Here is a 24,460-nt window from a genome sequence, read left to right on the forward strand (position 1 = left end):
CGCCGGACACTTCGAATCCCGCGGTCGCGTTGTCGGAGCGGTTCGAGCCGTCTGGACGACCTGGCCGACGTCCCACCGTGTGCTGCTTGGATCAACGGCCGGCGTGATGGCGGGTGTATTCGCGGACGAGGGTGTCGTGAGGCAGGGACGGCCAGCGGCTCAAGGCACCGGTGTGCCGGTCGACGATCAGGATCGGGCGGGTGTCGTCGGCACGGGCGGTCGCGGCTCGGGTGATGAAACCGTCCGGGAACTCTTCGACGACCACCGGGACCGGGCGGGCACCGCACGCGAAATGGGTGTCGGCGCGACGCCATGCCTCGGCGCGGTCGATCGGGCTCGGGCGGACGGTGTAGGCGGCCAGAACATCCGCGATCCCCTGCAGCGTGCGGCAGTCGGGCGTCCCGCACCCATGGCAGATGTCCCGTCCGCGCTGGTCGCTGCTGGGGCGGTGCGCCGACAGGACGCAGGTCAGCGCGGCAGTGCAGGCCAGCACGAGACGACGGGACGCACCGACGAACTCACGGCTATGCGCATCAAGGCTCCCGATCTCGTTCTGGACGAGGGCGGCGTCGATGGCGTGGACGTCCGCGCGCATCGCAGCGGTCATCGCGGCGTGAACGCGCCGCTGGACCCGGACGTGCGTCCAGGAGGCGGGTTCGGTCACGCGGCCCACTCCCCCGCGAAGACGGCGGTGACCGTGCGGCCCTCGCCGTTGCCGTGCCAGCCCCAGCTCGCGGCGGTCAGGGAGACCGTGCGCAGCCCGCGTCCGGACTCGGCGAGTTCACAGGCATCGACGGCGGCGGGCTCGACCGGTCCGCCCTGGTCGGTGACCGACACGGCGACGAGGCCGCCGTCCTGGGCGATCTCGACGGTGAAGGAGCCGCCGTCCTGCCCGGACTTCGTGTGCCGCAGCGCGTTCACGACGAGTTCGTCGGCGGCGAGCAGGACGTCGTCGAGGTAGGGGCAGCCGGCCAGCAGGCAGCCGACGAACCGGCGGACGTCGCGGGCCTGCTCAGGCCCGCCGGGGAAGGAACGCCGCCAACGCATCGGCGCCGGCTGCACCGCCGGAGGCATCGTCAAGGACATCGGAACACTCCTGATCACGGACGTGGACGTTGCGGTTCGCTCGGGTCTCCCCTGCTCCGCACACCGATCGTCACAGGAAGTCGCCTCACGGTCACGCAAAATCGGCGCAGTTGGGGGCCCGGACGGTGGATTGGTACAGACGGGCCGCGCATGGCCGAATCCCGCACGTGCACGTCTCGCACACGGCAGGGGCGAACGCCTCTAAATTCACTCATCCAAATTCCGTACATGCCATTATCAACCCTCCTTCCGGAGGGAATGTCGCAGCATTGTTGACAGTGCGGCTGCAATGCGTGATAAATATCTGCACGGTTCGGCCGCTGCCCTGGGCACGGCCGTTCGGGCGGCAGGCGTCGGCCATTTTCGCGGGCGTCGAAGCCGCTAAGGGGATACGAGACGACGATGACCGGGGAGTGCGATGAACGAAGAGCCCGAGGCGCCGCGGCCCTGGTCGCCGACTGTGGGGACCGAGTGCCCGGTCGGCATCACGCACCAGGCGTGGATCGAGGCGTCGATCATGTGGTTCGTTCGGGAGTTCGGCCGCGGCCCGGCGCTGCGGCCTGTGGCCCTGCCCGGTCCGGCGCTGTGCCCGCAGGACTACACCGGCACGCCGCAGCAGGTCGACCGCCTGCTCACCGCAGTGTGCGAACTGATGGAAATCGATCGGTCCGAGCTCATCGTGGAGTTGTTCGACCGGGCGGACGAAGGCACGGCGGAGAGCGCGGAAAAGCGCGCGGTCGGGCACTACTACGTCGAGAACGGCCGAGCGGTCATCGGGCTGGACATGGCGGAGGCGTCCGATCCTGCCTATCTGATCGCCATCATCGCGCATGAACTGTGCCATGTTCGGCTCCTCGGCGAGAAGCGCATCACCGCCGGACGCAAGGATCACGAGCGGCTGACCGACCTCCTGACCGTCTATTTCGGCTTCGGCGTCTTCACCGCGAACGCCGCGATGAGGTTCGGTGAAACGCGCCGCGGCTTCTCCGTCCAGCCGCTCGGATATCTGGATGAGCGCACCTTGAACGCCGCCCGCAACGACGGCTATTCACGTCTCGGCTACCTGACGGAACATGAGTTCGGCTACGCGATGGCCTGCCTCGCATGGCTGCGCGACGAGCCCGCGCCGCCGTGGGCGCGCCACCTCGACCCGGGACCGCGGGCCCATCTCCGGCAAGGGCTCGCCTACCTGTCGCGCGATGCCGGGGCCGGCGAGTTTCCGACCCGCGCGACCGGTGGGATCCCGGTCTCCATCCGCGTGGCGCCGAAGGCCGATCACGTCTGGCTCAGCGGCCTGCCCTTGATGCCCACCCGAACCGCCTGGCCACCGGACGCCCCGCGCCACCGTCCGTCATGACGGCACCGAGCCCGGCGGGACCTATCCGCGCTAGCCGCAGCGACCCGGCAAGCGGAATGCGGAAGGCCGAGCATCCAGTTGCGCCCCTCCCGCTGCGGGTCCCAGGTCTGGACCTGACTTCCGCAACGGCGAGGGGCACGGAGCCCGCCTACACCCGGGCGGGGGTCAGTCGAGGAGGGCGATGGCTTCGACTTCGACCAAGACGTCCTCTTCAAAGAGGTAATCGACGCCAATGAGGGACGCCGGTGGCATCGGAAGCTTCAGCCCGATTTCCTCGGCGACGGCCTCCACGCCGGCCATGAAGTCACCGATCTTTGCCGGGCTCCATTTCGTGACGTAGAACGTCAGGCGCAGCACGTCGTCGAACGTTGCACCCGCTCCTGCCAGGCCGGTGGCGGTGTTGCGCAGGGCATGGGCGACCTGCCCGGCCAGGTCGCCCGGAGCGACCGGAGCACCGTCGGCCTGGCGGGCGACCTGCCCGCTGACGTGCACGTGCCTGGTGCCGGTGCCCACGGCCACATGGTGGTAGGGCGCGGGCTGCAGCATGCCTTCGGGAGTGAGGTACTGGACGGACATGAGGTGTTCTCCTTCTCAGCTAGGTATCGCTAAGATACTTAGTGCAAGAAGGACACTTCAACGAAACCAGGTTTCAGCATGGATACCGAGGGCGAGATCCGCATCGACGCCGTGCATCGCGAGCTGCTCGACCAGGTGCTCGACAAGTGGTCTCTCAGCGTCCTGAACGAGTTGTGCGAGCGTCCTTGCCGCTTCAACGAACTCCGCCGCGCCATCCCGGGGGTCACCCAGAAATCACTGACCGCCACCCTGCGGCGGCTCGAACGCAACGGCATCATCGAGCGCGAGGTCACCTCCACCCGGCCGGTCGCGATCACCTACCGGATCACCCCGCTCGGCAAGACCCTCCGCGATCCCGTCGACGTCCTGCTGGCCTGGGCCTCCCAGCACATGCCGTCCATCGAACGCGCCCGCGACGCCTTCGACGCCCAGGGCTAATGCGTTCTCACCTGCCGGACGATGATCATGCGCGGTCTTAGCGGGCCGTTCTGGGGGACGAGAACGGCCCCGGAGAACATCTGCGGCCGTTCGGTGCGGAACTCAGGCGGCCATCGCCAGCGTGGAGGCTCCCGGCCCGCCAAGATCGTCCAGCGCCACTGCTCGCCCAGAGATGGCCAAGAGGAGCGAAAGCGCGGTTCCGCTCGCTTCCGGGCCGTCTCCGATCGACAGGTCGGCGTCCGTCGCCGTAAGCCGGAGACGAGCCGTCAACTCCTTGGCCCCGCCGAAAGCCGCGGGCGTACGAGCCTGCAGACGGAGCGATCTGACCACGGCCTCCTGCGGGTAGGAGCGGCTGAGCCCCAACGGCCGACGGATGTCCTCACCGTGGACGACCTCCTCCACGAGCCGGCTGTCGAGCGGCGCCGGAGGCGTCGACCGCCGCGACGCCACCTGGCGAAGCCGCTTCAACGTCTCCTGAGGTGAGGCACCGCGCTCACGCTCCACACCACGTGCGTTCTGACGGTGGAAGTCGAACCGCGCCCGGACGAGGCCGACCACGAACCCCAGACGCGTCGTCCGAGCCGTGCCGACTAGATGGGCGGCCACGTCATGCACCGTCCACCCTTCACACAGCGACGGCTCCCGCCACTGCTCGTCATCGAGATGGGCGAGATCATCGATCAGCGCCGCACGCTCCGCATGAACCATCGGCCAGACGTCTTCTGCCACCGTTTCTCCATCACTCGATCAGGGTGTTTCGCCGGGTGAGACTCGCGGCACGGCAGGAACTCATCGCCAGGTGAGCGAACCGCGATGTCGAACACCTCGTCTCCTCGTGATCGCTCGATCCGGGGAGGAGAGATCTTCGGCCTTCAAGGGCGGTGGAGGTCACCTGACCACGGCCCGCTGTCCGCCCTGACCGGGAAGCGCTTCTTCCACAACAGCTGGCAGGGCGGGGCGACGCATCACTTGATTGCCGACCGTCGGATTCAGCGCCCCTTCCGGCTCAGGCACTCCTTGAGGACGAATCGCGGGTCCTGTCGACCACTTGGAAGGCGAAACGCAGGCACGGCACTTTCACGTCCGATTTCCGCACGTGCAAAGTCTGCACGCGCACGGTTACATAGGGTCCGGTTGCGCCCTGGACGTCGGCCCCGCGCGTCACGGGACATGACCCGCGAACCGTCGCCACGAACCGGTTCGCGCCCCCTCGTGGAAAGGGCCTGCCAGCGTGGGCGTGGAGGACAACGGCGGAACCGGCACCCGCACCGAGACCGCGGACAGGCCAACGTCCGGGGACCGCCCTTACACGCCACCGCCGGACAATCCCGGATCACCCGGCCAGCCGTCCCGCCTGGAAAGCCGCGCCCGCACCCGCCAAGACCAAGAGCAGAGCAAGGGCCAGGACACCGGCGGCGCCCAGGGCACGGCCAGCCCCCGTGAGGCCAAGCCCGGCTCATCGCAGGCGGGTGGAGTTACCGAGAGCGCAGGGACCCAAAGCAGATCAGAGACCGGGCAGGGCAGCCCGCGGAACGAGGAACCGCGCTCACACGACGCCGGCGCTCGAACCGGCGCATCCTCTCCAGGTAGCCGAGACCGTTCCCAGGCCGCCCAGGTCACCGAACGCGAGACCGACACCCGCACCGGGCCCGCCGACAAGCCCACGCCTCCCGCACAGCAGTACACCTTGCCGGCCGACAACCCCGGATCACCCGGCCAGCCGTCCCGCTTGGAAAGCCGCGCCCGCACTCGGCAGGACCAGGAGCAGAACAAGGCTCAGGACGCTGGCTCCAGCAGCGCGGCCGGCTTGGAGGGCGGTGACCGCGATGACCGTCCCAACCCGCAGCAAAGCGAAACCGGCGGCCAGAAGGCGGATGACACCGACGCGGGTCGGGACGTGCGTGAGGCGGGGAAGGGCGAGCACGCACCCGCAAACGCCGAGGGCACGCGGGATGACGAGCGCGAGCAGGAAGCACGGCCCCGCGACACCGGAACACTGACCAACGAAGTTCTCGGCCGCGACGAACCCGGCGACCGCGACCGGCCCGCGCCTCAACTTTCCGGGGAGCAGACCGGGAACCGAGTGCCGGAGGCGCCGCGTCCGCAAGAGCACGAGCCACTCCCACGGCAGGAAGCCGCCGCATCCGCTGACAGCCGAACAGCACCGGACACGCAGCAACCTCCGCAGGACACTGACAAGCCCAGCGACGGCTCCGGCGCGCAGGGAAGCGCTCCTCAGGAGGCCGGGACGGACAGCGCACCCGGCGCCCCAGAGTCACGGGGACGCGATGCCAACCCAGTGGGAGACTCCGAGCCGAAAGCGCCGACGGTGGACGGGCCCACCGACAACGGCCCGGCGTCCCCGTCCGCAGCGGCGGAGGCGGGCGACGAACAGCCCGTTTCCCAGCAGCAGGACCGCCCCACCGCCGAGCGGCCCACCGGCCAGAGCCAAGACTCGCAACGCCCGCTTCCCGCCGAAGAGCAGGCCGAGGCCGACCGTCGCCAAGACGGAGCCGTCGAGCAAGGCACCGAGATCCAGGAGCCTCTCGGCGACCCCGAGGACCCGAATAGTGAAACAGGCGACCGGCAAACCACTGACAACCCTCCACCCTCGTCCGGAGAGACCGCCGATAACCACGGGACGCAAGAACCGCACGCCGAAGACGATGGCGACCGTGGTAAGAAAGCCGAAGACGACGGCACCGAGCAGGACCCGAACGAGACCAATGAGACAAACCCGGAGGCCCACCCCAATCCCATTCTTTCCGATGTGTACACCGACAGCAGTGGCCAAGTACACATCGAACCCCGATATGGACGAGAGCAGACCAGCCAACCCGGTACCGAACTGGCGCGGACCGAACCCGAGGGGACGGAACCGGCCGAACTTCCGACCCGCGAAGACCTCGACCCGGTGGGAGCACAAGGCGGCGACGCCGGACGCGGCGAACTCCGCGACCCCGACGACGACCCGGCTTCCCGCGACTATCAGGAGAGTGATCCCGATAATCCATCTCCCAGCCGCGAGCGCCTCCGCAAATTCCTCAATACTGCAAGTGACGCCAAAGATGCAACAAACACATATTCCGAAACAGCTCAGAAGAATCTGGAGCGCGTGCAACCAACGGGTCAGCTAAGCGGCGCGCGCGCCAACAACGATCAAATAAGGTCGCCCGATCAGAGTGCCAAGGCTGGCGACGCAGTGATCGGAGCCGTTGGTGCAGCAATTGTCGTGACTGAGGTCGTCCGCTCTATCATCAATCTTGCGCGACAGGCAAGAAGGAGAGAACATGCCGATAACTGATGAGCAGGTAGCCGTACTTCGCGCCCAACTCGCAGGGAATCGCGAGGAGCACCTTAGATTGATGGAGCAACTCGATTCTAACGAAGCCAACGTATACTACACAGCGTTGGTCGCTGCCGCTTTCATCGAGGCGGCTGAGCGACGCTTCATCAAAGATGGAATTGTTGCCAACAATTCAGATGTCATTGCCTTTGTTGCCCAGGTGCGCGAAACGGACGAAAAGTCCGCTAGTCTAATAGACCCACAGATCGCCGAGAGCATGCTGCTCGATTTGCTCGGCAGGGGCACCATGGTCGACGCCGATCCAGACACAAAATTTGGCCATCAGACCGTCCTTCTCGCAGCCTTGGTAGGCGAGGAGCAGTTCACGACAAGCGAACTCGACGCATTTCTACGCAAAGCCCGCCTGCTAGCTGACGAGTTGCTCGGGTGATGGATTACTCGGCCGTCCATATCGGCGAAGCGAATATCCTCGCCCTGCGGTCGTTCCTACTAAACGGGCCAGAGGCGTGGACGCCTCTACAAGAGGAGATTCAGAAGGACAACGCGACGGCGGCCGGGTACATGTCGCTGCTCTACGGGGCGTTCTGTGTCGCAGTGCGCCGAAGGTTCTCGCCGACGTACACGGTTGGCGAGATCGTCAGGCTCGTGGCTGACGTACGGATCAAGGCCGAAGAAGACGCAGGACTGATCAACGCACTCGTGGCCGAAGACATGATCCGCCGTGTCGTCGGTGCGCCACCCCTTGAAGACGGCGGGCCGAATGACGTGCGGGCCGTGCTATACGCCGAGATCTTCGTCCTCCTGTACCTCATCGACGAAGCGAACTTCGAGCGGGCGGGGCTGGAGCAGTTCATCGATGAGGCGACCGCCTACACCAGGCAATGGCTTTCCGCACGCCGAAACGAGCCCGCCGAACAGCGATGATACCGGCGGCTTGGCTTCCACCAGGACGCCATCCTCCCAGGAGGGTTCATCTCTAATTCAGCGTTTTACCCCACACATTCGCGGACCCGGCCGGCTCACCAATAACGCTGATCGATAACATCACCCGATCTCGTCCTACACCAGCGAGGTGACGTAGGCCACTACACCGAAATCTACGATCGCCTGCGAGAGGCTGCCCTGTCCCGCGGAGACAGCATGAGCCTCCTCGGCCGGGCGGTCAACGGGCTCTCCGCCCAGACAGGATCGAGGACATGACCAAGCAGTTCCACAGTTGGCGCAAGTCACGCCACAGCGCACCGAACGGCGGATGCATCGAAGCCGGTCAGGCCGCCGATGGGACGATCGGCGTCCGTGACACCAAACTCAACGGCGATGGCCCAACCCTAGAATTCACCAGGGAGGAATGGCGGAGCTTCCTCCACACGATCCGCGCAGACGCCCACTGATGCTACGGATACCACCGGCCTTGGGACGCGCGCTCGCCCCGCGGCTGCCGGCGTCTTGGCGCAGTGCACACTGACGTGTCCCGTGGGACGCGGATCCATCACCTGCGGACGGATCAAGGATCGCCTCTCGTTCACATATCCGATAAGTCGACACATGTTGGCTTTGTGAATTTGGCCTACTGGGACGAATCGGACACGCGAATGTTGAACGTGCGGAAATCGCGTGTGCCGATACCAGGGATCGCGATTGTTTCGGAGACCCGGATCGCGTTTTTGTCCGAGGGCGACCGTACGATTACTCGGTAGTGATCAACTGTGCCGAATCAGTGATCAGTTCGGATCATGTCCGACGCGATTTCGGGAGGACGGCCTTGCCGAGTCCATACGTCCGCCGCCGTCAACTGGCGGTCGAGATCCGCAAACTGCGCGAGAGCCGTGGCCTCACGGCCGATGGTCTCGCTCGCCTCATGTTCTACACCCGTACGAAGGTCTCCCGGCTGGAGAACGCCCAGCGTCGGCCGGACCTGACGGAGATCATGGACATCCTCGACGCACTCGACATCACCGGGAGCCAGTACGACCGGATCTGCCAACTCGCCCGCGAGGCCGCGCAGAAGGGCTGGTGGGACCGCTACGGCATGACTGTGGGTCCTCGTCAGAAGATCGCGGCCGATTTGGAGTACAACGCCGCGACAGTCCGCGCCTACGACCAGACCGCGATGCCCGGCGCTGTACAGTGCCGTCCGTTCATCGAGTCCCTCGTCAGGCTGGACGAGAGTCAGGGAACCCTCGACTACGAGCCAGACAGGATGACCGAAGCTCGCGAACGCCGCCAGCACGAGTTGCTCAGAGCCGGCGGCCCCAGCTACGAGACGATCCTGGACGAGTCGGTGATTCACCGGCTGGCGGTACCAGCCGAGGTGATGGCCGCTCAGCTCCGGCACATGGTCCAAATGGTCTCGGAGATAGAACGGATCACAGTTCGCGTGCTGATGCACGACGCCCGCATACCTGGCGGCTTCCTCCCCAAGTCATCCTTCTACATCTACACGTTCACCGAGCCAGACGACCAGCCCATCGCCATCGTAGACACCGTCACGACTGACCTTGTTCTCACGGAGCACGGCGAGGTGACGCGGTATGCCGGGATATATGACCGCCTCCGGAAGGCTGCACTGTCCACCCGGGACAGTATTGCCTTCCTCACAGGGGTGGCCAACCGGCTCATCGACCAGACAGGATCGGGAACATGACCAAGCAGTTCCACGACTGGCGTAAGTCTCGCTACAGCGAACCCAACGGCCACTGCGTCGAAGTGGGCCGGACGTCCGATGGGGCCGTCGGCATCCGCGACACCAAGCTTTACGGTTACGGTCCGACCCTCGAACTCACCAGCGAGGAATGGCGGACCCTGCTCCAAGAGCTACGCTCAGAAGATCACTGATCCTCCGCCGAACATCAACCGGCCTTGAGGCGAGCCGCTCGTCCCAAGGCCGCCGATGTCTGGGCGCAGTGCACACTCCTGTGCCCCGTGTGACGCGGTTCCGTCACCTGCGGGCGGATCGAGAATCGTTTCGTACGGCTGGCCCCCGCTCCAATGCCTGCGTCATCGCATCGTAGACGGCTAAGGGAGCATTGGACCGTGGCTCATCGTGACTCTACTTTGCGATACAGCCCGGCCCGGAAAGAGGCTTGATCATTCCACTGCCTCCCACCCCGTTCTAGGTTGCCGGCACTGTCGACACAGTGGACCAACCTCGGTCCGAGCATCCGGCCACGCTGAGGGTGTTCTCGTCGTTGAATCGATCAGCCCTGCTGAGGAGCGCGCTCGGCGGGAGGCGGCGAGTTGGCTGATCCAGCTCGTCGATGATGGTCGATAAGAGATCGATAACGCGTCTCCGTACTGTCTTTTCAGCAAGCACTCGACGCATATCGGGGAGGCACCATGACCATCCGCAGGGCAGTCGTTCGGGCCGCTGTTGCCGTCGGAGTCGCCGGGGCGGTTCTGTCGCCGGCCGGAAGCGCGTTCGCAGACGCGGCGGCTCCCGCGGCCGCTTCGAAGTACTACTACAACACCTGGATCACCGCGGACAGCTACAGCTGGGTCGGGAACGGCCACCCTCACTGGCTCCCGACAGGAGGGAAGCTCTTCGCGGGCCGGAACTACTTCTACTGCCAGAACGACTGGGGACAGCGCTACACCGACAAGTGGGGTAACACCAATACCTGGTGGGCCCAGACCGACGACGACAGCGGCAACCGGAAGGTGTGGGTGTCTGCCACCGTGTTCACCGTGGGTGGTCAGAACGAGCGAATCCCCGGCCTTCCCAATTGCTACTGAGCAGTCTGCCCGGCCTCGGCGGAAGGTGCCGCTCTGCGCACCTTCCGCCGAGGCGCATCCATGGAGTAGTCAACTCCGCGTTCGATGGCGCAGGTACACGGCGCCGCTAGAGAGGGTTCTGCCAGTCGGCGCGCTCGCCGAACGTCTCCCGCCACCGACTGCCGGTTATACAACAGTCCAGCTGACCCCGCGCCGGGACGGCGCCCTTGGGTCGCCGCCGTCATCGCCAGGTTCAGCATCCTCGCCAGTAACCCCGCGCGTTGGCCTTGTGTCCATCTGTCATGAGCGCCGATGACAGTCCGTACTGCCACCGCGTGACGCCAGAATGCGACAAACCGACCGAAAGGCGGACGCATGTTGGGCCTGACACAGTCGACCACTCGGCGTGAGTGTGCATTTTTCCTCAGACAATGGGTTGATTGAGTTCACATGTGCTCTACTTGACGCCGTGACTTCGCACAGTTGGACTCCGCCCGCCGGGCTTCGCGGTGAGGCTCATGTCATCCGGCTTTCGGCGAGCGCGCTGGACCGGGACGGCCGGCGCTGCCCCGCGCACATCGCCCTCAAGGCCCGCCCCCTGCTCCGGCCCCGCGTCTACGAGAAGCCGCGGTACGCGCCATGGGAGACGTTTCCGCTGGGCCTGGTCCAGGCTGCGCTGGACCTGGTCGAGTACCAGGACACGGCCGTTGAAGACGCCGTGGTCAGCGTCGTCAGCGGGAGCCGTTCGACCGTTCATGCCGGTGTCGCGGTGTGGGTGAGGCATGCATGCGACGCCTACCTTCAGGCCGCCGAGTGGATCGCGGACGATCTTGAAGTGCAGGATGTCGCGCTGGTTCCCGAGCGGCTCCCCCGGGTCGTCCAGTACGAGTCGGCGGCGGAGCGGCGGATGCTCACCGCATGGGGACGCTGGTACGCGTCGCCGGGCGGCGACGTCCGCGAGTTCCGACGGCTCCGGATGGGTCGCGCGGGTGAGCGCGATGCCCCGTCCAACGACGCCCTGGCCTTCGTGGTGGCCGCGGGCCAGCGCGCCGAAGGAAACGTCTATCGGGACCTGCCGGTCAGTGTCGTTCCCGACGAGTGCGAGCCCTCGCGGGTTCGGGTGGTGGAGGTCGTCCTGGCGAGCGGGGTTCCGCCACGGGTCGTCGTGGACGCGTCGCCCGCCGACATCCGCCGCGCCTACCGGGACAGGACCCGGCACCTCGTCACCGACATCGTCTTCACCGACGTGCGGAAGCCGGGTTCCGACTGCGTCGGCTGCAAGGCGCGGTCGTCCTGCGACGCGTTGCCGCACGCTCCGGCGCTGCTGGGCATCGAGGGCGGCGGGACACATCGGCGGACGTGGTCGGTCACGACCGGGCGTCAGTACCTCATCTGCCCGGCGCAGGCTCACCTGCGTGAACTCCACCTGCCGGCGGCGGCGTGGTCCGATGGTTCGGCGGCGCGGCGCGGCCGGGCCGTCCACCAGTGGCTGGAGGCGGCGCACGCCCGGCACCCCGCGCGCGCGTGCGTCCTCGCCGACCTTCCGGATGCTGACGCTGACGACCTCGGCCTGGCGGCACGGATCATGACCCCGGAGGAGTATCGGGATGCGCGGCCTTACCTAGTTTCGCATCTTGCCGCCTGCCCCATGGCGGGCGCCGTCGGCGATGTCGTCACGGAGCCGACCGTGGCGGCGTACGATCCGGCGGCCGAGGTGGTCGTCGTCGCCTACCCCGACCTGATCCGCGAGGTGGACGGGCGCGTCGTCTACCGGGAGCAGAAGACGACCCGCATGGCGGCGCCGGGTGGCGAGGCCGACGAGGTGTTCACGCGGGTGCCGCAGCTGGCGCTGGCCGTCCGGCTGATCGAGCACGGCGTACTCGGCGGGGACGGGACCGGCACCGTCGAGCTGGAGACGATGACGCCGGGCGCGGCGGAGGTTCTGTCGTTCGACGTCGCGAACCCCGCCGTGCGGGAGGCCGCCGCGCGGGTGATCAGGCGGATGACCGCCGGATGGCACGCCGACACCGTGTTCCGTCCCGATCCGGGACCGTGGTGCGGGACGTGCCCGGTCGGCCAGTGGTGCCCCGACCGCGCCCCGAGCGACCCGAAGGCGCCGATCGTCGTGGACGGCGTGCGCATCGACCCCCGCACCGGAGAGGTCCTGAGCGTGTCCGGCCGGGTGAGCGACCGCGCCGAAGCGGTGTCCGACGACATCGCCGATCCGGACGCGGACGATGATCCGCCCCCGTTCTGAGGACGACCGACGATGACGAACCCGGTGAGCGGCGCCGCACCGGTGGCGCTGGAACACGCGGTGACGGCGGCGGTCTGTTGCCGGTTGCGGTTGAGTTCCGTGGTTGTCCGGAGGCGGACGGGGGGTTGTACGCGGTTCAAACAATTCGGGGGGCGGGGCGCTTCTAGGATGTTCGGACCTGACGCGGGGTCAGGTGGGGTGAAAGGGCGGTGCAGGGGTGGCCCAGCTGGCCATTGCGAACTCGTTCCTGCCGCAGTACGCCAAGCTCGAGCCGAAGGTGCGCAAGGGCGTGGACGCGGCCATCGGGAAGTTCGCGGAGCATACGCATGCGGGACTGCACCTGGAGAAGCTCAACAACGCCAAGGATCCGCGGATCCGGACGATCCGGATCGACCAGTTCTGGCGCGGGGTGGTGCTGGCTCCCGAGAAGGGGGACGTGTACTGCCTGCTGGCCGTGATGGCGCATGACGACGCGATCGAATGGGCGCGGAGCAGGAAGTTCTCGGTGAACCAGGCGATCGGCGTGCTGGAGGTGCGGGACCAGGCCGCGCTGGAGGAGTTGTCGCCGGCGCTGGAGCAGGCCGCGGAGGGGAAGGTCTTCCGGCTGCTGGGGCACGTTTTCGAGAAGGACCTGGTGCGGCTCGGGGTCGACAAGGACGTGCTCCCGCTCGTCCGGGTGCTGACAGAGGACGCGCATCTGCTGGCGCTGGAGAAGCTGCTTCCGGAGCCGCAGTACATGGCGCTTCTGGCGCTGGCGCAGGGGTTGAGCGTCCAGCAGGCGTGGGAAGAGGTCGCGAAGTATCTGCCGGCCGAGGAGAAGCCCGCGGCGGTCGACCCCGACGACCTGGTGACGGCCATGCGGCGGACGCCCGGGCAGGTCGTTTTCGTCAATGGGCCCGAGGAACTGCGCGACATTCTCGAGCACCCCTTCGACACGTGGCGGATTTTTCTGCATCCCGTGCAGCGGCGGGTCGCGCTCCGGCCTTCTTACAGCGGTCCGGCTCAGGTGACGGGCGGTGCCGGGACGGGGAAGACCGTGACGGCGCTGCACCGGGCGAAGTTCCTCGCGGGAAAGGGCGGGCGTGTCCTGCTGACGACGTTCACGCGGAATCTCTCCGAGGCGTTGGAGAAGCAGCTGGACCTGCTCGTCGATGACGCCGAGGTGCGCGGGCGGATCCAGGTGAAGAATGTGGATGCGCTTTCGTACTCGATCGTCGGGCGGCACCACAAGCCCGGTATCGCGAGTGCGGACGTGTTGGAGCCGCTGTGGGAGGAGGCGGCGGACGGGACGCCGTTCTCGCCGACGTTCCTGGAGCGGGAGTGGGAGCAGATCGTCCTGGCGCAGGGGCTGGAGAGCGAGGAGGAGTATCTCGCGTGCACGCGGGCGGGGCGCGGGGTTCCGCTCGGGAAGGCCCAGCGGGCGGTGGTGTGGCGCGCGATCGGGCATGTGGTGGACGGGCTGGCCGCCGAGGGCAAGTCGACGTTCCATCAGCTGGCCAACGAGGCCGCCGAGCTGGTGGACGGCCCCGAGTACGACCATGTCGTCATCGACGAGGCGCAGGACATCCACACGGCGCAGTGGCGGCTGCTGCGGCGGCTCGTCAAGGAGGGGCCGGATGACCTGTTCATCGTCGGGGACCCGCACCAGCGCATCTACGACAGCCACGTGTCGCTGGCCAGCCTCGGCATCAACGTGCGGGGCCGCAGCACCAAGCTGAAGATCAACTACCGGACGACGCAGGAGATCCTGGCGTGGTCGGTGCCGCTGCTGGGGCATTCGCCGGCGCAGGGGCTCGACGATTCGGCCGACACGCTGGACGGGTACCGGTCGCCGATGCACGGGCGGCGGCCCGTGGTGAAGGCGTATCCGGACATGGACGCCGAACTGGACGGGCTCGTCGAACAGGTGCGGGCGTGGCTGGACGCCGATGTGGAGGCGGGCGCGATCGGGGTCGCGGCGCGGTACGTGTGGGTGGCGCGCAAGGCGGCGAAGCGGTTGAAGGAGGCCGGCATCACCGCCTACCAGGTGCCCAGCAAGTCGCCGGGCGTGCAGGTCGGGTCGATGCACAAGATGAAGGGCCTGGAGTTCCGGTGCATCGCCGTCATCGGGGCGGACGAGAAGTCGCTGCCGTCGGCGAAGGCCGTCACTCCGGAGGGCGAGGACCCGAAGGCGCATGCACAGGACGTCCAGAAGGAGCGGTGCCTGCTGTTCGTGGCGTCCACGCGCGCGCGGGACCACCTGTACGTGTCGTACTCGGGGTCGCCTAGCCCGTTCCTGCCTGGCTGAGGTCGTGCAGGAGGGCCTGTAGGCCGACCGCCTGCGGGTGGTCGTCGCCGTACAGGCCCGTCAGGTCGGACAGGAGTTCGGTGAGTTCCTTGCGGGCTTCGCTGGTGCGGCCCGCGGCGAGTTCTAGGCGGGCTATGCGTTCGCGGACGCGCAGTGTGAGGGGGTCGTAGGGGCTGCCGGGCGTGAGGTCGTCCAGGAGCTCACGGAGGTGGGTCAGGGCCGTGCCCGTGGCGCCGAGGTATGCCTGGCAGACGGCCTCCTGCTCGCGGCAGGCCAGGACGTCGGGGTCGTCCGGTCCGGAGACCTCGGACAGGGTGACGGCGGCGGCGCGATAGGCGTGGACGGCGCGCCGGTAGTCGCCGCCCTGGAAGAGCGCTTCGGCGAGGTCCAGGCGGAGCCCCATGTACTCGGGGTCGTCGTCGCCGAGGGCGAGGCGGGCGGGTTCGGTCAGGCCGGAGAGGAGTTCGGCCGCCTGCGTGTAGCGGCCCGCGTCGGCCAGGTCGCCGGCTTCCGCGCGCGCTTGGACGACCTCGTCGAACGTCGGGAGTTCTACCGGTTCTGGCGGTTCGATGGGTTCTTCGGAGCGGGTGGTCGAGGTTCTGCCGGTGAGGCGGATGCGGCTGACGGCCGTCGCGTAGAGGTGCTGCGGGGCGATCGTGTCGACGATCCCCGGCAGCGGCTCCAGGGACGAGACGAATTGCAGGAGACGGTGGTACACGTCGTCCGCGTCGGCTGGGCGGTCTCCTGGCTGCTTAGCGAGGAGTTGCAGGACGAGGGCGTCGAGTGCGAGTGGAACGGCGGCGTTGAGTGCTCTCGGTGGGGTCGGGGCCTCGTCTTCGTGGCGGCGCAGGACCTCGTAGGGGGTGGCGCCTGGGAAGACCTGGCGTCCGGTGAGCATCTCGTAGAGGACGCAGCCGAGGGAGTACAGGTCGCTCTGCGGGCCTGGGCTGCCGTACACCTGCTCCATGGACGTGTAGCCCGGCGTGTAGGGAGCGCCAAGGCCGGTGGTGGTGCGGCGTACGTCGCCTGGGCCGAGACCCACTGCGGCGCCGAAGTCGAGGACTTTCACCGAGCCGTCCGGGCACAGCATCAGGTTGCTGGGCTTGAGGTCGCGGTGGACGAGCGGACGCCGGTGCGCGACGTTCAGCACCGCGCACACCTGGGCGGCTATCAGCGACGCCCAGGAGACGGAGAGCCTCTCCTCGGCGTCGAGGACATGGTCGATCGTCGTGCCATCGACGTACTGCATGACGAGGTAGAAGCATCCGTCGTGGCTGCCGAAGTCGTAGACGGTGGGGACGCCGGGGTGCTCGAACCAGGCCGTGCTGCGGGCCTCCTGCTCGAACCGGCCGACGAGGGACTCGTCCGAGACGCTGGTGAACTTCACGGCGAGGCGCCGGTCGAGGAAGCGGTCGTAGGCGCGCCACACCTCGCCCATCCCGCCGCGCCCGATCGCCTGGTCGAGTTCGTACCGTTCGCGTTCTCCGAGGAGATCGCCCCGCCGCAACGCCCACCTCCACTGGCCCGTGCAGGCAGCGTACCGGCGTCAGTCGGACGGGTGGAGGGTGCCCGCACCGAGCCCTTCGAGGCCGAGGCGCAGGACGTCGGCGCCGAGGCGGTGGGTGTCGCGGAGGGCGGCCTCCAGCTCGGTGAGCTTGCGGAACGCCCGCCCGAGTTCGGCCTGCTCGTCCAGGGTGAGGCGGGGCAGGCGGGCGCGGCGGACGTCGAAGCGGGCGGAGGACGTCGAGCTGCGCAGCCGGGCGCCCTGCGCGCCGAGCAGCAGCCAGCCGGCGACGAAGTCGGGGTCGGTGCGGGCCGGGTCGGCGCGCACGAGGGCGAGGCCAGGGCCGAGCACCGGGCCCTCCTCGGTGATGACGCGGGCCACGGGATGGCGTGCGGACAGCGAGACGACGATGTCGCCGGGGGCCACCTCGACGTGGTCGGGGTCGGGGGCGGCAGTTCCCGTGGGCTGCCGTCCTAGAGCGACGTCGTCCAGGGTCAGGACGGGCACGTTCCCTTCGCCCATCCGGACCTTGGCAGGGGGACGGAGTATCTCCGCCACGCCCGCCTTGGCCAGCTCACCAATGGTGGTCATAGGGACGTCGGCGCGCGCGCGAGCCTGCGTGAGGGACGACAGTTCGGCGACCACGCGCGGTAGTTCGGCGGCCTGATTCTCTAGGCGTTCGCGGGCGGCGACGAACGAGCCTTCCGCCGTCGGTGCGCTCCGCTGCGGCAGGTAGCGGGCGGGGGTGAGATCGACTTCGTCGTCCAGCAGGTCGATGATGCGCACGACGACGCTGGAGTCCGTCCCTGGGGGCTTGCCCTTCGCGTAGCGGCGCCAGGCGTCCAGGGCGGTTTGCCGGAAGTTGTCGGGGTCGGACGATGTGTCGACCATCAGGACGTCGTCCGCGGGTGTGTCGCCAGGGGCCGGACGGCGGAGAACCCACACGGTCAGCGCGACGGCCATGTTCGGCACCGCGCCCGGGGGCAGGCCGATGACGGCCCGGAGCGTCCCACGCCGGAGTAGTTCGGCACGGACGCGGCGCCCGGAGCGGCGGACCGCCACAGCCGGCGGCAGGAGCATGACGACATGCCCCCCTGGCTCGACGTGGGCGAGGCCGTGCTGGATCCAGGCGAGCTCTGATTCCATGCGCGGCGGCAGGCCGTACTCCCAGCGCGGGTCGCCCGTCAGCTGCTCGTAGCCCCAGCCGCGGTCGTTGAACGGCGGGTTGGAGACGACGAGGTCGACCGTCCGCCCGGGGAAGGCGTCGGCGAGGAGCGAGTCGCCGGGGCAGACCTCGGCGGGGGCGCCGCGCAGCGCGAGCTGGATCGCGGACATGCGCGCCGTCGTGTCGTCGATCTCCTGGCCGAGGAGCCGCTCGACGTCCTTGAACAGCGCCTGGGCGGCCTTCAGGTAGGCGCCCGTCCCGCAGGAGGGGTCGAGGACAGTGCGCGCGGGCCCGCCCAGTTCGAGCATCAGCCGGACGACCGGTTCCGGTGTCACGTACACGCGGCGGCTGTGGTGCTCCAGGTAGCGGGTGCGCAGGAACTCGAAGGTCTCGGCAACGCCCAGTTCGTCCACGAGCTGCGACAGGGCGCGGACGATCGGGCCAGGCGACGGCGGCGCGGGTACGGCGCCGGGCAGCGTGTGCGCAATCTCGTCGGGCAGGACGCGCGCGATCTCCGCGTCCGGGGCGTCCGACAGTTCCGCCCAGCGGCCGGGGCGCGCGCGCAGATGGAGCAGGAACGCGCCGGCGAACGTGAGGACGTCGGCGAGGTCCATGCCCTCGGAGGCTGCCGAGCGGAGCGTCTGCCAGACGCGTTCGCGGACGGGCGAGTCGGCGAGTTTGCCCTGGCCGCGCAGCCAGTCCTCCACCTCGGTGAGGGAGAACGTCGGGCTGACCGCCGTCCCGCCGACGGGCTGGGGGAAGTCGTCGTGCCGGCGGCGCCAGTTGCTCACGGCCGCGCGTCCCACCGCGGCCAGGCGGGCGATGTCCGCCGCGGTCACCGTCGCGTCGTTCGCCACCGGCGCTCCCTTCAGCCGACCTTCAGGACCGGCATCACCCTAGTGCCTACCACGCCGGTTGATCTGATTCACGTCGCCGCCGGCAGCGGTCACCATCGCGCGTCGAGCATTCGCCGATTCATTAGTTGATCACGTTCACAACATCCTCTCGACAGAATTCACGGTACTGCGATTACTTATAGCGACGTCAAAGTGACGGATCGTTTACTATTGCGTGATGCGGGTGCGGCACGAGTTCGGGGTGCTCGGGCCCCTGGAGGTCCGGCGGGACGGGGTGCCGCTGCCGATCGGCGCGACCAAGCTCCGGCTCCTGCTGGCCGCCCTGCTCGTGGACGCCGGTCACGTCGTGCCCGTCGACACGCTGGCGGGCCGGTTGTGGGGCGAGAGCCCGCCGGCGCAGGTCCGGAACACCCTGCAGAACTACGTGATGCGGCTGCGGCGCGCGCTCGGCGAGGGCGGTGCCGGGATCGTGCTGACCCACCCCCGGGGCTACCTGGTCGAGGTCGAGCCGGACGCCCTGGACCTGCACCGGTTCGGCGCGCTCGTCCGGCAGGGGCGCGCCGAACTGGAGGCGGGCCGCGCGGCCGGCCGCGCGGCGGCCCTGCTGCGGGAGGCGCTGGGGCTGTGGCGGGGCGAGCCCCTGTCGGACCTGCCGCCCGACCTGCTGCAGGGCGTCGTCCCAGCCCTGACCGAGCAGCGCCTGGACGCTGTCGAGCTGGGCATCGACGCCGATCTGGCATTGGGCCGCGCCGCCCACGTGCTTCCGGAGCTGCGCAACCTCATCGGGACGCATCCGCTGCGCGAGCGCTTCTGGGCCCAGCGCATGCGGGCGCTCTACCAGTGCGGCCGGCAGGCGGAGGCGCTGGAGTGCTACCGCACGGTCACCGCGCTGCTCGCGGACGAGCTGGGCATCGATCCGGGGGCGGAGCTGCAGGACCTGCACCGGCGGATCCTCGCCGCGGCCCCCGAGCTCCGCCCGGCGCCCGGCCCCGGCGCGGAGCCGCGAACCCGCCGGCCGGGGAACCTGCCGGCCGAGACGACCACCTTCGTCGGCCGCGAGCGCCTGCTGGCGGAGGCCCGGCGGACGCTCGACGGCGCCCGGCTCGTCACGATGACCGGAGTCGGCGGGGTGGGCAAGACGCGGCTGGCGCTGCGGGTCGCGGCCGAGGCCGCCTCGTCGTTCCCCGACGGGACGTGGCTCGCCGACCTGGCCGTGCTCGCGCCGCGGACCGACGCCGAGCAGCTGGACCGGACGGTCGCCGAGTCGCTCGGCCTGCGCGACCAGTCGGCGCGCGCCCCGGCCGACGCGGTGGCCGACCATCTGCGCGACCGGTGCGTGCTCCTCGTCCTGGACAACTGCGAGCACCTGGTCCAGGCCGTCGCCGCGCTGGCGCTGCGGCTGCTGCGGGCGGCGCCCGGCCTGCGGATCCTCGCGACGAGCCGGGAGCGGCTCGGCGTGCCGGGCGAGCACGTGCTCGTGGTCCCGGGCCTCGCCGTCCCGGGCGAGGAGGGCGCGCGGCGCGGCGCCGCGGACGGGCCCGCCGGCCGCGCGGACGCCGTCCGGCTCCTCGCCGACCGGGCCGCCGCGTCCGTACCGGGTTTCGCCGTCACCGCCCGCAACCGGGACGCGGTCGTCCAGCTGTGCCGCCGCCTGGACGGCATCCCCCTCGCCATCGAACTGGCGGCGGTGCGGCTCGGCTCGATCGGCGTCGAGGAGATCCTCGCGCGCCTGGACGACCGCTTCCGGCTGCTGTCGATGCCCCGCGCCCGCACCGGCGGCCGCTACCGGCAGACGCTGGGCGGCGTGGTGGACTGGAGCCACGAGCTCTGCACCGCCGGCGAGCGGCTGCTGTGGGCGCGGCTGTCGGTCTTCGCGGGCGGGTTCGACCTGGAGGCGGCCGAGGCGGTCTGCGCGGGCGAGGGCATCGCCCGCGACGAGGTGATGGATCTGCTCGCGGGCCTGGTCAACAAGTCGATCGTGATGGCGGGCGACACCGGGGGCGGGACCCGCTACCGCATGCTGGAGACCATCCGGGGCTACGGGTGGCGGAGCCTCCGGGAGCTGGGCGGCCAGGACGAGATGCGGGACCGGCACAGCCGGCACTACCGCGATCTCACGGTCCGCGCCGCCACCGAGTGGTACGGGCCGGACGAGGTCGCCTGGCTGCGGCGGCTGCGCCGCGAACTGCCCGACCTCCGCGCCGCCCTGGAGTTCTGCGCCGGCGCCCCCGGGCACGCCGGCACCGGGCTGGAGATCGCGGTCGGTCTCATCCGGGCGCGGTCGTGGTTCTTCAGCGGCACGATGGGTGAGGGCCGCCGCTGGCTGGAGCGGCTGTCGGCCCGGTCCGACCGGCCGCCGGCGGCGGTGTGCGCGCACGCGGCGGCGATGCGGGCCTTCCTGGTGATCGTCCAGGGGGACCGGGCGGCGGTGCCCGCCGCGATGGCGCAGTGCCGCGCCTCGGTCGGCCCACACTCCCCCGAGTCGGCCTACCTCGAAGGCGTTCACGACCTGCTGATCCAGAGCGACGCGCGGTCACTCGACCTGCTGGCCCGCGCCCGGGAGGGGTTCACGGCGGCGGACCGTCCGGGCGACGCCCTCATGGCCACCATGTTCTGGGCCATGTCCGCCGTCTTCCTCGGCACCCGGGACACCGCCTTCCACGCCTGCGAGGTGTTCCGCGCGGAGGCCGAGACCGCGCGGGCCACGTGGCTCGCCTCCTGGGCGCTGTGGTCCACAGGGCTCGCCGAGCTGTGGCACGGCAAGCCCGTCCGGGCCCTGCCGCTCCTGCGGGACGCCGTCGTCCGGCAGCGGTCCGTCGAGGACGAGTGGGGGCCGGTGTGGGACGTGGAGGCCCTGGCGTGGACGGCCGCCGCCATCGGGCACCACCGGCACTCGGCCGTGCTGCTGGGCGCCGCGCACCGGATGCGGACGGCGACGGGAGTCGCGATGATCGGCCTCGCGCCGTTCCAGGCCGCGCACGCCGAGGCCGAGCGCCTGGTGCGCGGTGCACTCTGCGAGGAGTCGTACGCGGAGGCATGGAAGAGCGGCGACACGGCCGAGGACTGCGTCGACCTGGCATTGGCCGTGGTGGACGAGATCTCGCCCTTCCGCCGGGAGCCCGGCGAGAGGTGACCGGCGCGTGACCGCCGGGCGACCGGTGCGCGACCGCTGAGCGACCGGCGCGACAGCCCGCTCGGCGATCGTCGCCCTGTGGCACCGGAAAGCGCGCCGGCCGCGGAGGCCCCCGCCCAGCACGCCGGCGGCGCGACACCGAACCGGGCGGCGGCCCGGTCCTTGATCTGGGAGGTCCCGTGCTCGGGGACAGTGAAGGCTCACCGGGCGGCCCCGGCCCCCGGCTCGGCGAGCATGTGCGGCGGCAGACGGCGGCGCTCTGCGAAGCGGCCGGAACCGGGAAGGACGCGGCCTTGGGCCTGCTGGACACCATGCTGGAACCGCTCGCGCCGTTGTCGCTGCTGGATCCGCCGAATGCGCGGAGCTTCGTGTCCGACGACCACTCGCCGGTGGAGCTGTCCTTGGCCTTCTCTCCCGGCGCGGCGCCGGTCCCCCGGGTGCTGCTGGAGCCCGGCTACACCGACGACATGGTCCGCAGCGGCCGCATCGGGCTCCGGGCGGCCGAGCGGCTGGCCGGGCGCGGCGTCCTGTCGTGCGCCCGCCTGCGCACGCTCTCCGACATCTTCTTCCCCGCCGTCCCGCACGGGCCGTTCGCGTTGTGGCTGGCCCTGGAGTTCCCGGACGGCCGCCCCCGGGCGAAGGTCTATCTCAACCCCGCGGCGGACGGCCCGGGGCGCGCGGCCGATGCCGTGGCCGAGGCGCTCGCCCGCCTGGGGTTCGGGAACGCGTTCGCCGCGCTGCGGCGCCAGGCCGGCCGTCCCGAGGACTTCCTGTTCTTCGCGCTGGACCTGGGAGCCTGGCCCGCTCCGCGGGTCAAGGTCTATGTGAGGCACCGGGACTTCTCCGCCGCGGAGGCCGCCGGCGTCTCCCGCGCCGTGGCGGGAGACCACCCCGGACGGGTGGAGGAGTTCATCGGCCTCGTCGCCGGCGAACGGCGGCTGCGGCGGCGGCCGCTCGTCTCCTGCTTCTCGTTCACGCGGGCGTGTCCCGACCGGCCCAGCGGCTACTCCGTGCACGTCCCCGTACGCGACTACGTCCAGGACGACCGGCAGGCCAGGGACCGCGCGGTGGACGCGCTGCGCCGGTACGGCATCGACGACCGGCCTCTGGACAGGGCGCTGGCCGGCCTGACGTCCCGCTCCCTGGACGCCGGTGTGGGGCTGATCGCCTACCTGACGCTGGCCCACGCCGACCGCTGCCCGCCCCGCGTGACGGTCTACCTGTCCTCGGAGGCGTACCGGGTCAAGCCCGCCCGCCGGAGCGTGCTCGGCGCGCCCGGCGGCGGTGAGCCCGGCCCCATGCTGGCGGGGCGGTGACCGGGCCGATGGAGCCGTACCGGATCAAGGCCGTCGAACCCCTGCCGCGCACGACGCGGCCGCAGCGCGAGGCGGCGCTGCGGCGGGTGCACTACAACCTGTTCGACCTGCGCGCCGAGGAGGTCACCATCGACCTCCTCACGGATTCCGGCACCGGGGCCCTGTCGGCCGGGCAGCTGGCGGCGGCGATGGCGGGCGACGAGTCCTACGCCGGGTCGGCGTCGTTCCACCGCTTCCGCGACGCCGTCGAGGAACTGACGTCCTATCCGCACATCCTGCCGGTGCACCAGGGCCGCGCCGCCGAACGCATCCTGTTCTCCACCCTGGCGGGGCCGGGCAGACTCACCCTCAGCAACACGCACTTCGACACGACCCGCGCCAATGTGGAACTCGCCGGCGGTGAGGCCCGCGACCTTCCCTGCCCGCAGTCGCGTGACCTGGACGGCCCCGGGCCGTTCAAGGGGAACATCGACATCAAGGCGCTGCGGGCCGTTCTCGACGGCCCGGAGGCGTCCCGCGTCGCGCTGGTGCTGATGACGGTCACGAACAACGGATGCGGCGGCCAGCCGGTCTCCATGGCCAACCTCGCCGAGACCGCCGCGGTGTGCCGCCGCCACGGCGTCCCGCTGTTCCTGGACGCGGCCCGGTTCGCCGAGAACGCCTGGCTGGTCACCCGCCGGGAGGACGGCCACCGCGGCAGGACGCCCCGGCAGGTGGCGCAGGAGGCGTTCCGGCTGGCCGACGGCTGCCTGATGAGCGCCAAGAAGGACGGGATCGTCCACGTCGGGGGGTTCCTGGGGCTGCGCGACAGCGCGCTCGCCCAGCGGTGCGAGCTGCTCCTGATCGCCACCGAGGGGTTCCCCACGTACGGCGGGCTGGCGGGCCGCGACCTGGACATGATGGCGCTCGGGCTGGCCGAGGCGCTCGACCCCGACTACCTCGCCTCCCGCGAGCAGGCCGCCGGGCATCTGGCCGGACGCGCCCGCGCCGCGGGCGTCGGCATCGTCGAGCCGCCGGGGCTGCACGCGATCTACCTCGACGCCGGGCGCCTGCTGCGGCACATCCCCGCGCACCGCTTCCCCGGGCAGGCGCTGGCCTGCCAGCTGTACCTGGAGGGCGGCATCCGCTCGGTCGAACTGGGCTCGCTGTATCTGGGCCGGGAGGACGAGCAGGGCGAACCGGTCATCAGCGCGCCGTACGAACTGGTCCGGCTCGCCCTGCCGCGCAGGGTCTACACCCGCGGGCACCTCGACCATGTCGGCGACGTCCTCGCCCGGATCGCCGGCGACCCGGGCAGCGTCCCCGGCTACCGCATCACCGAGCAGGCCCCCGTCCTCCGGCACTTCCGCGTCCGGCTCGAACCGGTGAGTACTGCGGGGGGAGTACTTCGGGGGCGGTAGGGCGGGGTGGGTTTTGCCTGCTCTGGGGCGACGACGGGGCGGGGGTTCGATCGCGAGCATTGGGCG

The 24,460-nt window shown here is 69.8% G+C and carries 20 protein-coding genes; 14 read left to right on the forward strand and 6 right to left on the reverse strand.

The features are described from left to right. Positions 1 to 91: 91 nt before the first annotated feature. Both AB0K34_RS28120 and AB0K34_RS28125 read right to left on the reverse strand, forming a co-directional pair. Positions 92 to 664: a hypothetical protein gene (locus AB0K34_RS28120; protein ID WP_301176502.1), complete on the reverse strand. Its 573-nt coding sequence runs from the start codon at positions 662 to 664 to the stop codon at positions 92 to 94. After that, the gene (locus AB0K34_RS28125) at positions 661 to 1,086 is read right to left on the reverse strand and encodes an ATP-binding protein (protein WP_138633591.1); all 426 of its coding nucleotides are present in this window, start codon (positions 1,084 to 1,086) and stop codon (positions 661 to 663) included. Before AB0K34_RS28125 ends, AB0K34_RS28120 begins: the two co-directional genes overlap by 4 nt. A gap of 418 nt (positions 1,087 to 1,504) precedes the next feature. Here AB0K34_RS28125 and AB0K34_RS28130 point away from each other — a divergent pair, with 418 nt between their 5' ends. Next, positions 1,505 to 2,443 (forward strand): hypothetical protein, encoded by a 939-nt coding sequence (locus tag AB0K34_RS28130; RefSeq protein WP_301176501.1) that lies wholly within the window; start codon positions 1,505 to 1,507, stop codon positions 2,441 to 2,443. A 165-nt stretch (positions 2,444 to 2,608) separates the two neighbouring features. Here AB0K34_RS28130 and AB0K34_RS28135 read toward each other — a convergent pair whose 3' ends face one another. Further along, complete coding sequence (locus AB0K34_RS28135) at positions 2,609 to 3,019, reverse strand: RidA family protein (RefSeq protein WP_301176500.1); 411 nt, start codon at positions 3,017 to 3,019, stop codon at positions 2,609 to 2,611. Positions 3,020 to 3,097: 78 nt separating this feature from the next. On the opposite strand from AB0K34_RS28135, the gene AB0K34_RS28140 reads away from it, so the two are divergent. Further along, a complete protein-coding gene (locus AB0K34_RS28140; protein WP_301176499.1) occupies positions 3,098 to 3,457 on the forward strand; it encodes a helix-turn-helix domain-containing protein in 360 nt (119 codons plus the stop codon). A 102-nt stretch (positions 3,458 to 3,559) separates the two neighbouring features. On the opposite strand, the gene AB0K34_RS28145 is transcribed toward AB0K34_RS28140, so the two are convergent. Further along, entirely contained in the window at positions 3,560 to 4,186 is a 627-nt protein-coding gene (locus tag AB0K34_RS28145; protein WP_301176498.1) for a maleylpyruvate isomerase family mycothiol-dependent enzyme, read from the reverse strand. A 958-nt stretch (positions 4,187 to 5,144) separates the two neighbouring features. Between AB0K34_RS28145 and AB0K34_RS28150 the strand changes: the two genes are divergently transcribed. The 9 genes from AB0K34_RS28150 (at position 5,145) to AB0K34_RS28190 (ending at position 15,019) form a co-directional block, all read left to right on the forward strand. Then, positions 5,145 to 6,761: a hypothetical protein gene (locus AB0K34_RS28150; RefSeq protein WP_301176497.1), complete on the forward strand. Its 1,617-nt coding sequence runs from the start codon at positions 5,145 to 5,147 to the stop codon at positions 6,759 to 6,761. Then, positions 6,748 to 7,194 carry a hypothetical protein gene (locus AB0K34_RS28155; protein ID WP_364551957.1) on the forward strand — a complete coding sequence of 149 codons (447 nt, stop codon included), beginning with the start codon at positions 6,748 to 6,750 and terminating at the stop codon, positions 7,192 to 7,194. The genes AB0K34_RS28150 and AB0K34_RS28155 overlap by 14 nt, the downstream gene beginning before the upstream one ends. Continuing rightward, positions 7,191 to 7,688, forward strand: a complete 498-nt coding sequence (locus tag AB0K34_RS28160; protein ID WP_364551959.1) for a hypothetical protein — start codon at positions 7,191 to 7,193, stop codon at positions 7,686 to 7,688. The genes AB0K34_RS28155 and AB0K34_RS28160 overlap by 4 nt, the downstream gene beginning before the upstream one ends. Before the next feature lie 272 nt (positions 7,689 to 7,960). Continuing rightward, the gene (locus AB0K34_RS28165) at positions 7,961 to 8,155 is read left to right on the forward strand and encodes a DUF397 domain-containing protein (protein ID WP_301176494.1); all 195 of its coding nucleotides are present in this window, start codon (positions 7,961 to 7,963) and stop codon (positions 8,153 to 8,155) included. 326 nt (positions 8,156 to 8,481) lie between these two features. Next, positions 8,482 to 9,408, forward strand: a complete 927-nt coding sequence (locus tag AB0K34_RS28170; protein ID WP_301176521.1) for a helix-turn-helix transcriptional regulator — start codon at positions 8,482 to 8,484, stop codon at positions 9,406 to 9,408. After that, positions 9,405 to 9,599: a DUF397 domain-containing protein gene (locus tag AB0K34_RS28175; RefSeq protein WP_301176493.1), complete on the forward strand. Its 195-nt coding sequence runs from the start codon at positions 9,405 to 9,407 to the stop codon at positions 9,597 to 9,599. The genes AB0K34_RS28170 and AB0K34_RS28175 overlap by 4 nt, the downstream gene beginning before the upstream one ends. Positions 9,600 to 10,100: 501 nt before the next feature. Further along, the gene (locus tag AB0K34_RS28180) at positions 10,101 to 10,496 is read left to right on the forward strand and encodes a hypothetical protein (RefSeq protein WP_138633620.1); all 396 of its coding nucleotides are present in this window, start codon (positions 10,101 to 10,103) and stop codon (positions 10,494 to 10,496) included. 448 nt (positions 10,497 to 10,944) lie between these two features. Next, positions 10,945 to 12,732 carry a PD-(D/E)XK nuclease family protein gene (locus tag AB0K34_RS28185; protein ID WP_138633623.1) on the forward strand — a complete coding sequence of 596 codons (1,788 nt, stop codon included), beginning with the start codon at positions 10,945 to 10,947 and terminating at the stop codon, positions 12,730 to 12,732. A gap of 217 nt (positions 12,733 to 12,949) precedes the next feature. Further along, positions 12,950 to 15,019 (forward strand): UvrD-helicase domain-containing protein, encoded by a 2,070-nt coding sequence (locus AB0K34_RS28190; protein WP_138633626.1) that lies wholly within the window; start codon positions 12,950 to 12,952, stop codon positions 15,017 to 15,019. On the opposite strand, the gene AB0K34_RS28195 is transcribed toward AB0K34_RS28190, so the two are convergent. Both AB0K34_RS28195 and AB0K34_RS28200 read right to left on the reverse strand, forming a co-directional pair. Continuing rightward, positions 14,997 to 16,526 (reverse strand): serine/threonine-protein kinase, encoded by a 1,530-nt coding sequence (locus AB0K34_RS28195; protein WP_138633629.1) that lies wholly within the window; start codon positions 16,524 to 16,526, stop codon positions 14,997 to 14,999. The two genes, AB0K34_RS28190 and AB0K34_RS28195, sit on opposite strands and share 23 nt — an antisense overlap. Before the next feature lie 39 nt (positions 16,527 to 16,565). Next, positions 16,566 to 18,545 carry an N-6 DNA methylase gene (locus tag AB0K34_RS28200; protein ID WP_301176491.1) on the reverse strand — a complete coding sequence of 660 codons (1,980 nt, stop codon included), beginning with the start codon at positions 18,543 to 18,545 and terminating at the stop codon, positions 16,566 to 16,568. A gap of 217 nt (positions 18,546 to 18,762) precedes the next feature. Here AB0K34_RS28200 and AB0K34_RS28205 point away from each other — a divergent pair, with 217 nt between their 5' ends. The 3 genes from AB0K34_RS28205 (at position 18,763) to AB0K34_RS28215 (ending at position 24,394) form a co-directional block, all read left to right on the forward strand. Next, positions 18,763 to 21,678 carry a BTAD domain-containing putative transcriptional regulator gene (locus tag AB0K34_RS28205; protein WP_364551964.1) on the forward strand — a complete coding sequence of 972 codons (2,916 nt, stop codon included), beginning with the start codon at positions 18,763 to 18,765 and terminating at the stop codon, positions 21,676 to 21,678. A 179-nt stretch (positions 21,679 to 21,857) separates the two neighbouring features. Then, positions 21,858 to 22,994: a tryptophan dimethylallyltransferase family protein gene (locus AB0K34_RS28210; protein WP_301177949.1), complete on the forward strand. Its 1,137-nt coding sequence runs from the start codon at positions 21,858 to 21,860 to the stop codon at positions 22,992 to 22,994. Then, positions 22,991 to 24,394, forward strand: coding sequence for a tryptophanase (locus tag AB0K34_RS28215; protein WP_301177950.1), 1,404 nt, complete (start codon positions 22,991 to 22,993; stop codon positions 24,392 to 24,394). Before AB0K34_RS28210 ends, AB0K34_RS28215 begins: the two co-directional genes overlap by 4 nt. The last annotated feature ends 66 nt before the right edge of the window (positions 24,395 to 24,460 follow it).

The sequence above is a fragment of the Actinomadura sp. NPDC049382 genome (assembly GCF_040677125.1).
In the GTDB taxonomy this organism is placed as follows: Bacteria; Actinomycetota; Actinomycetes; order Streptosporangiales; family Streptosporangiaceae; genus Spirillospora; species Spirillospora geliboluensis.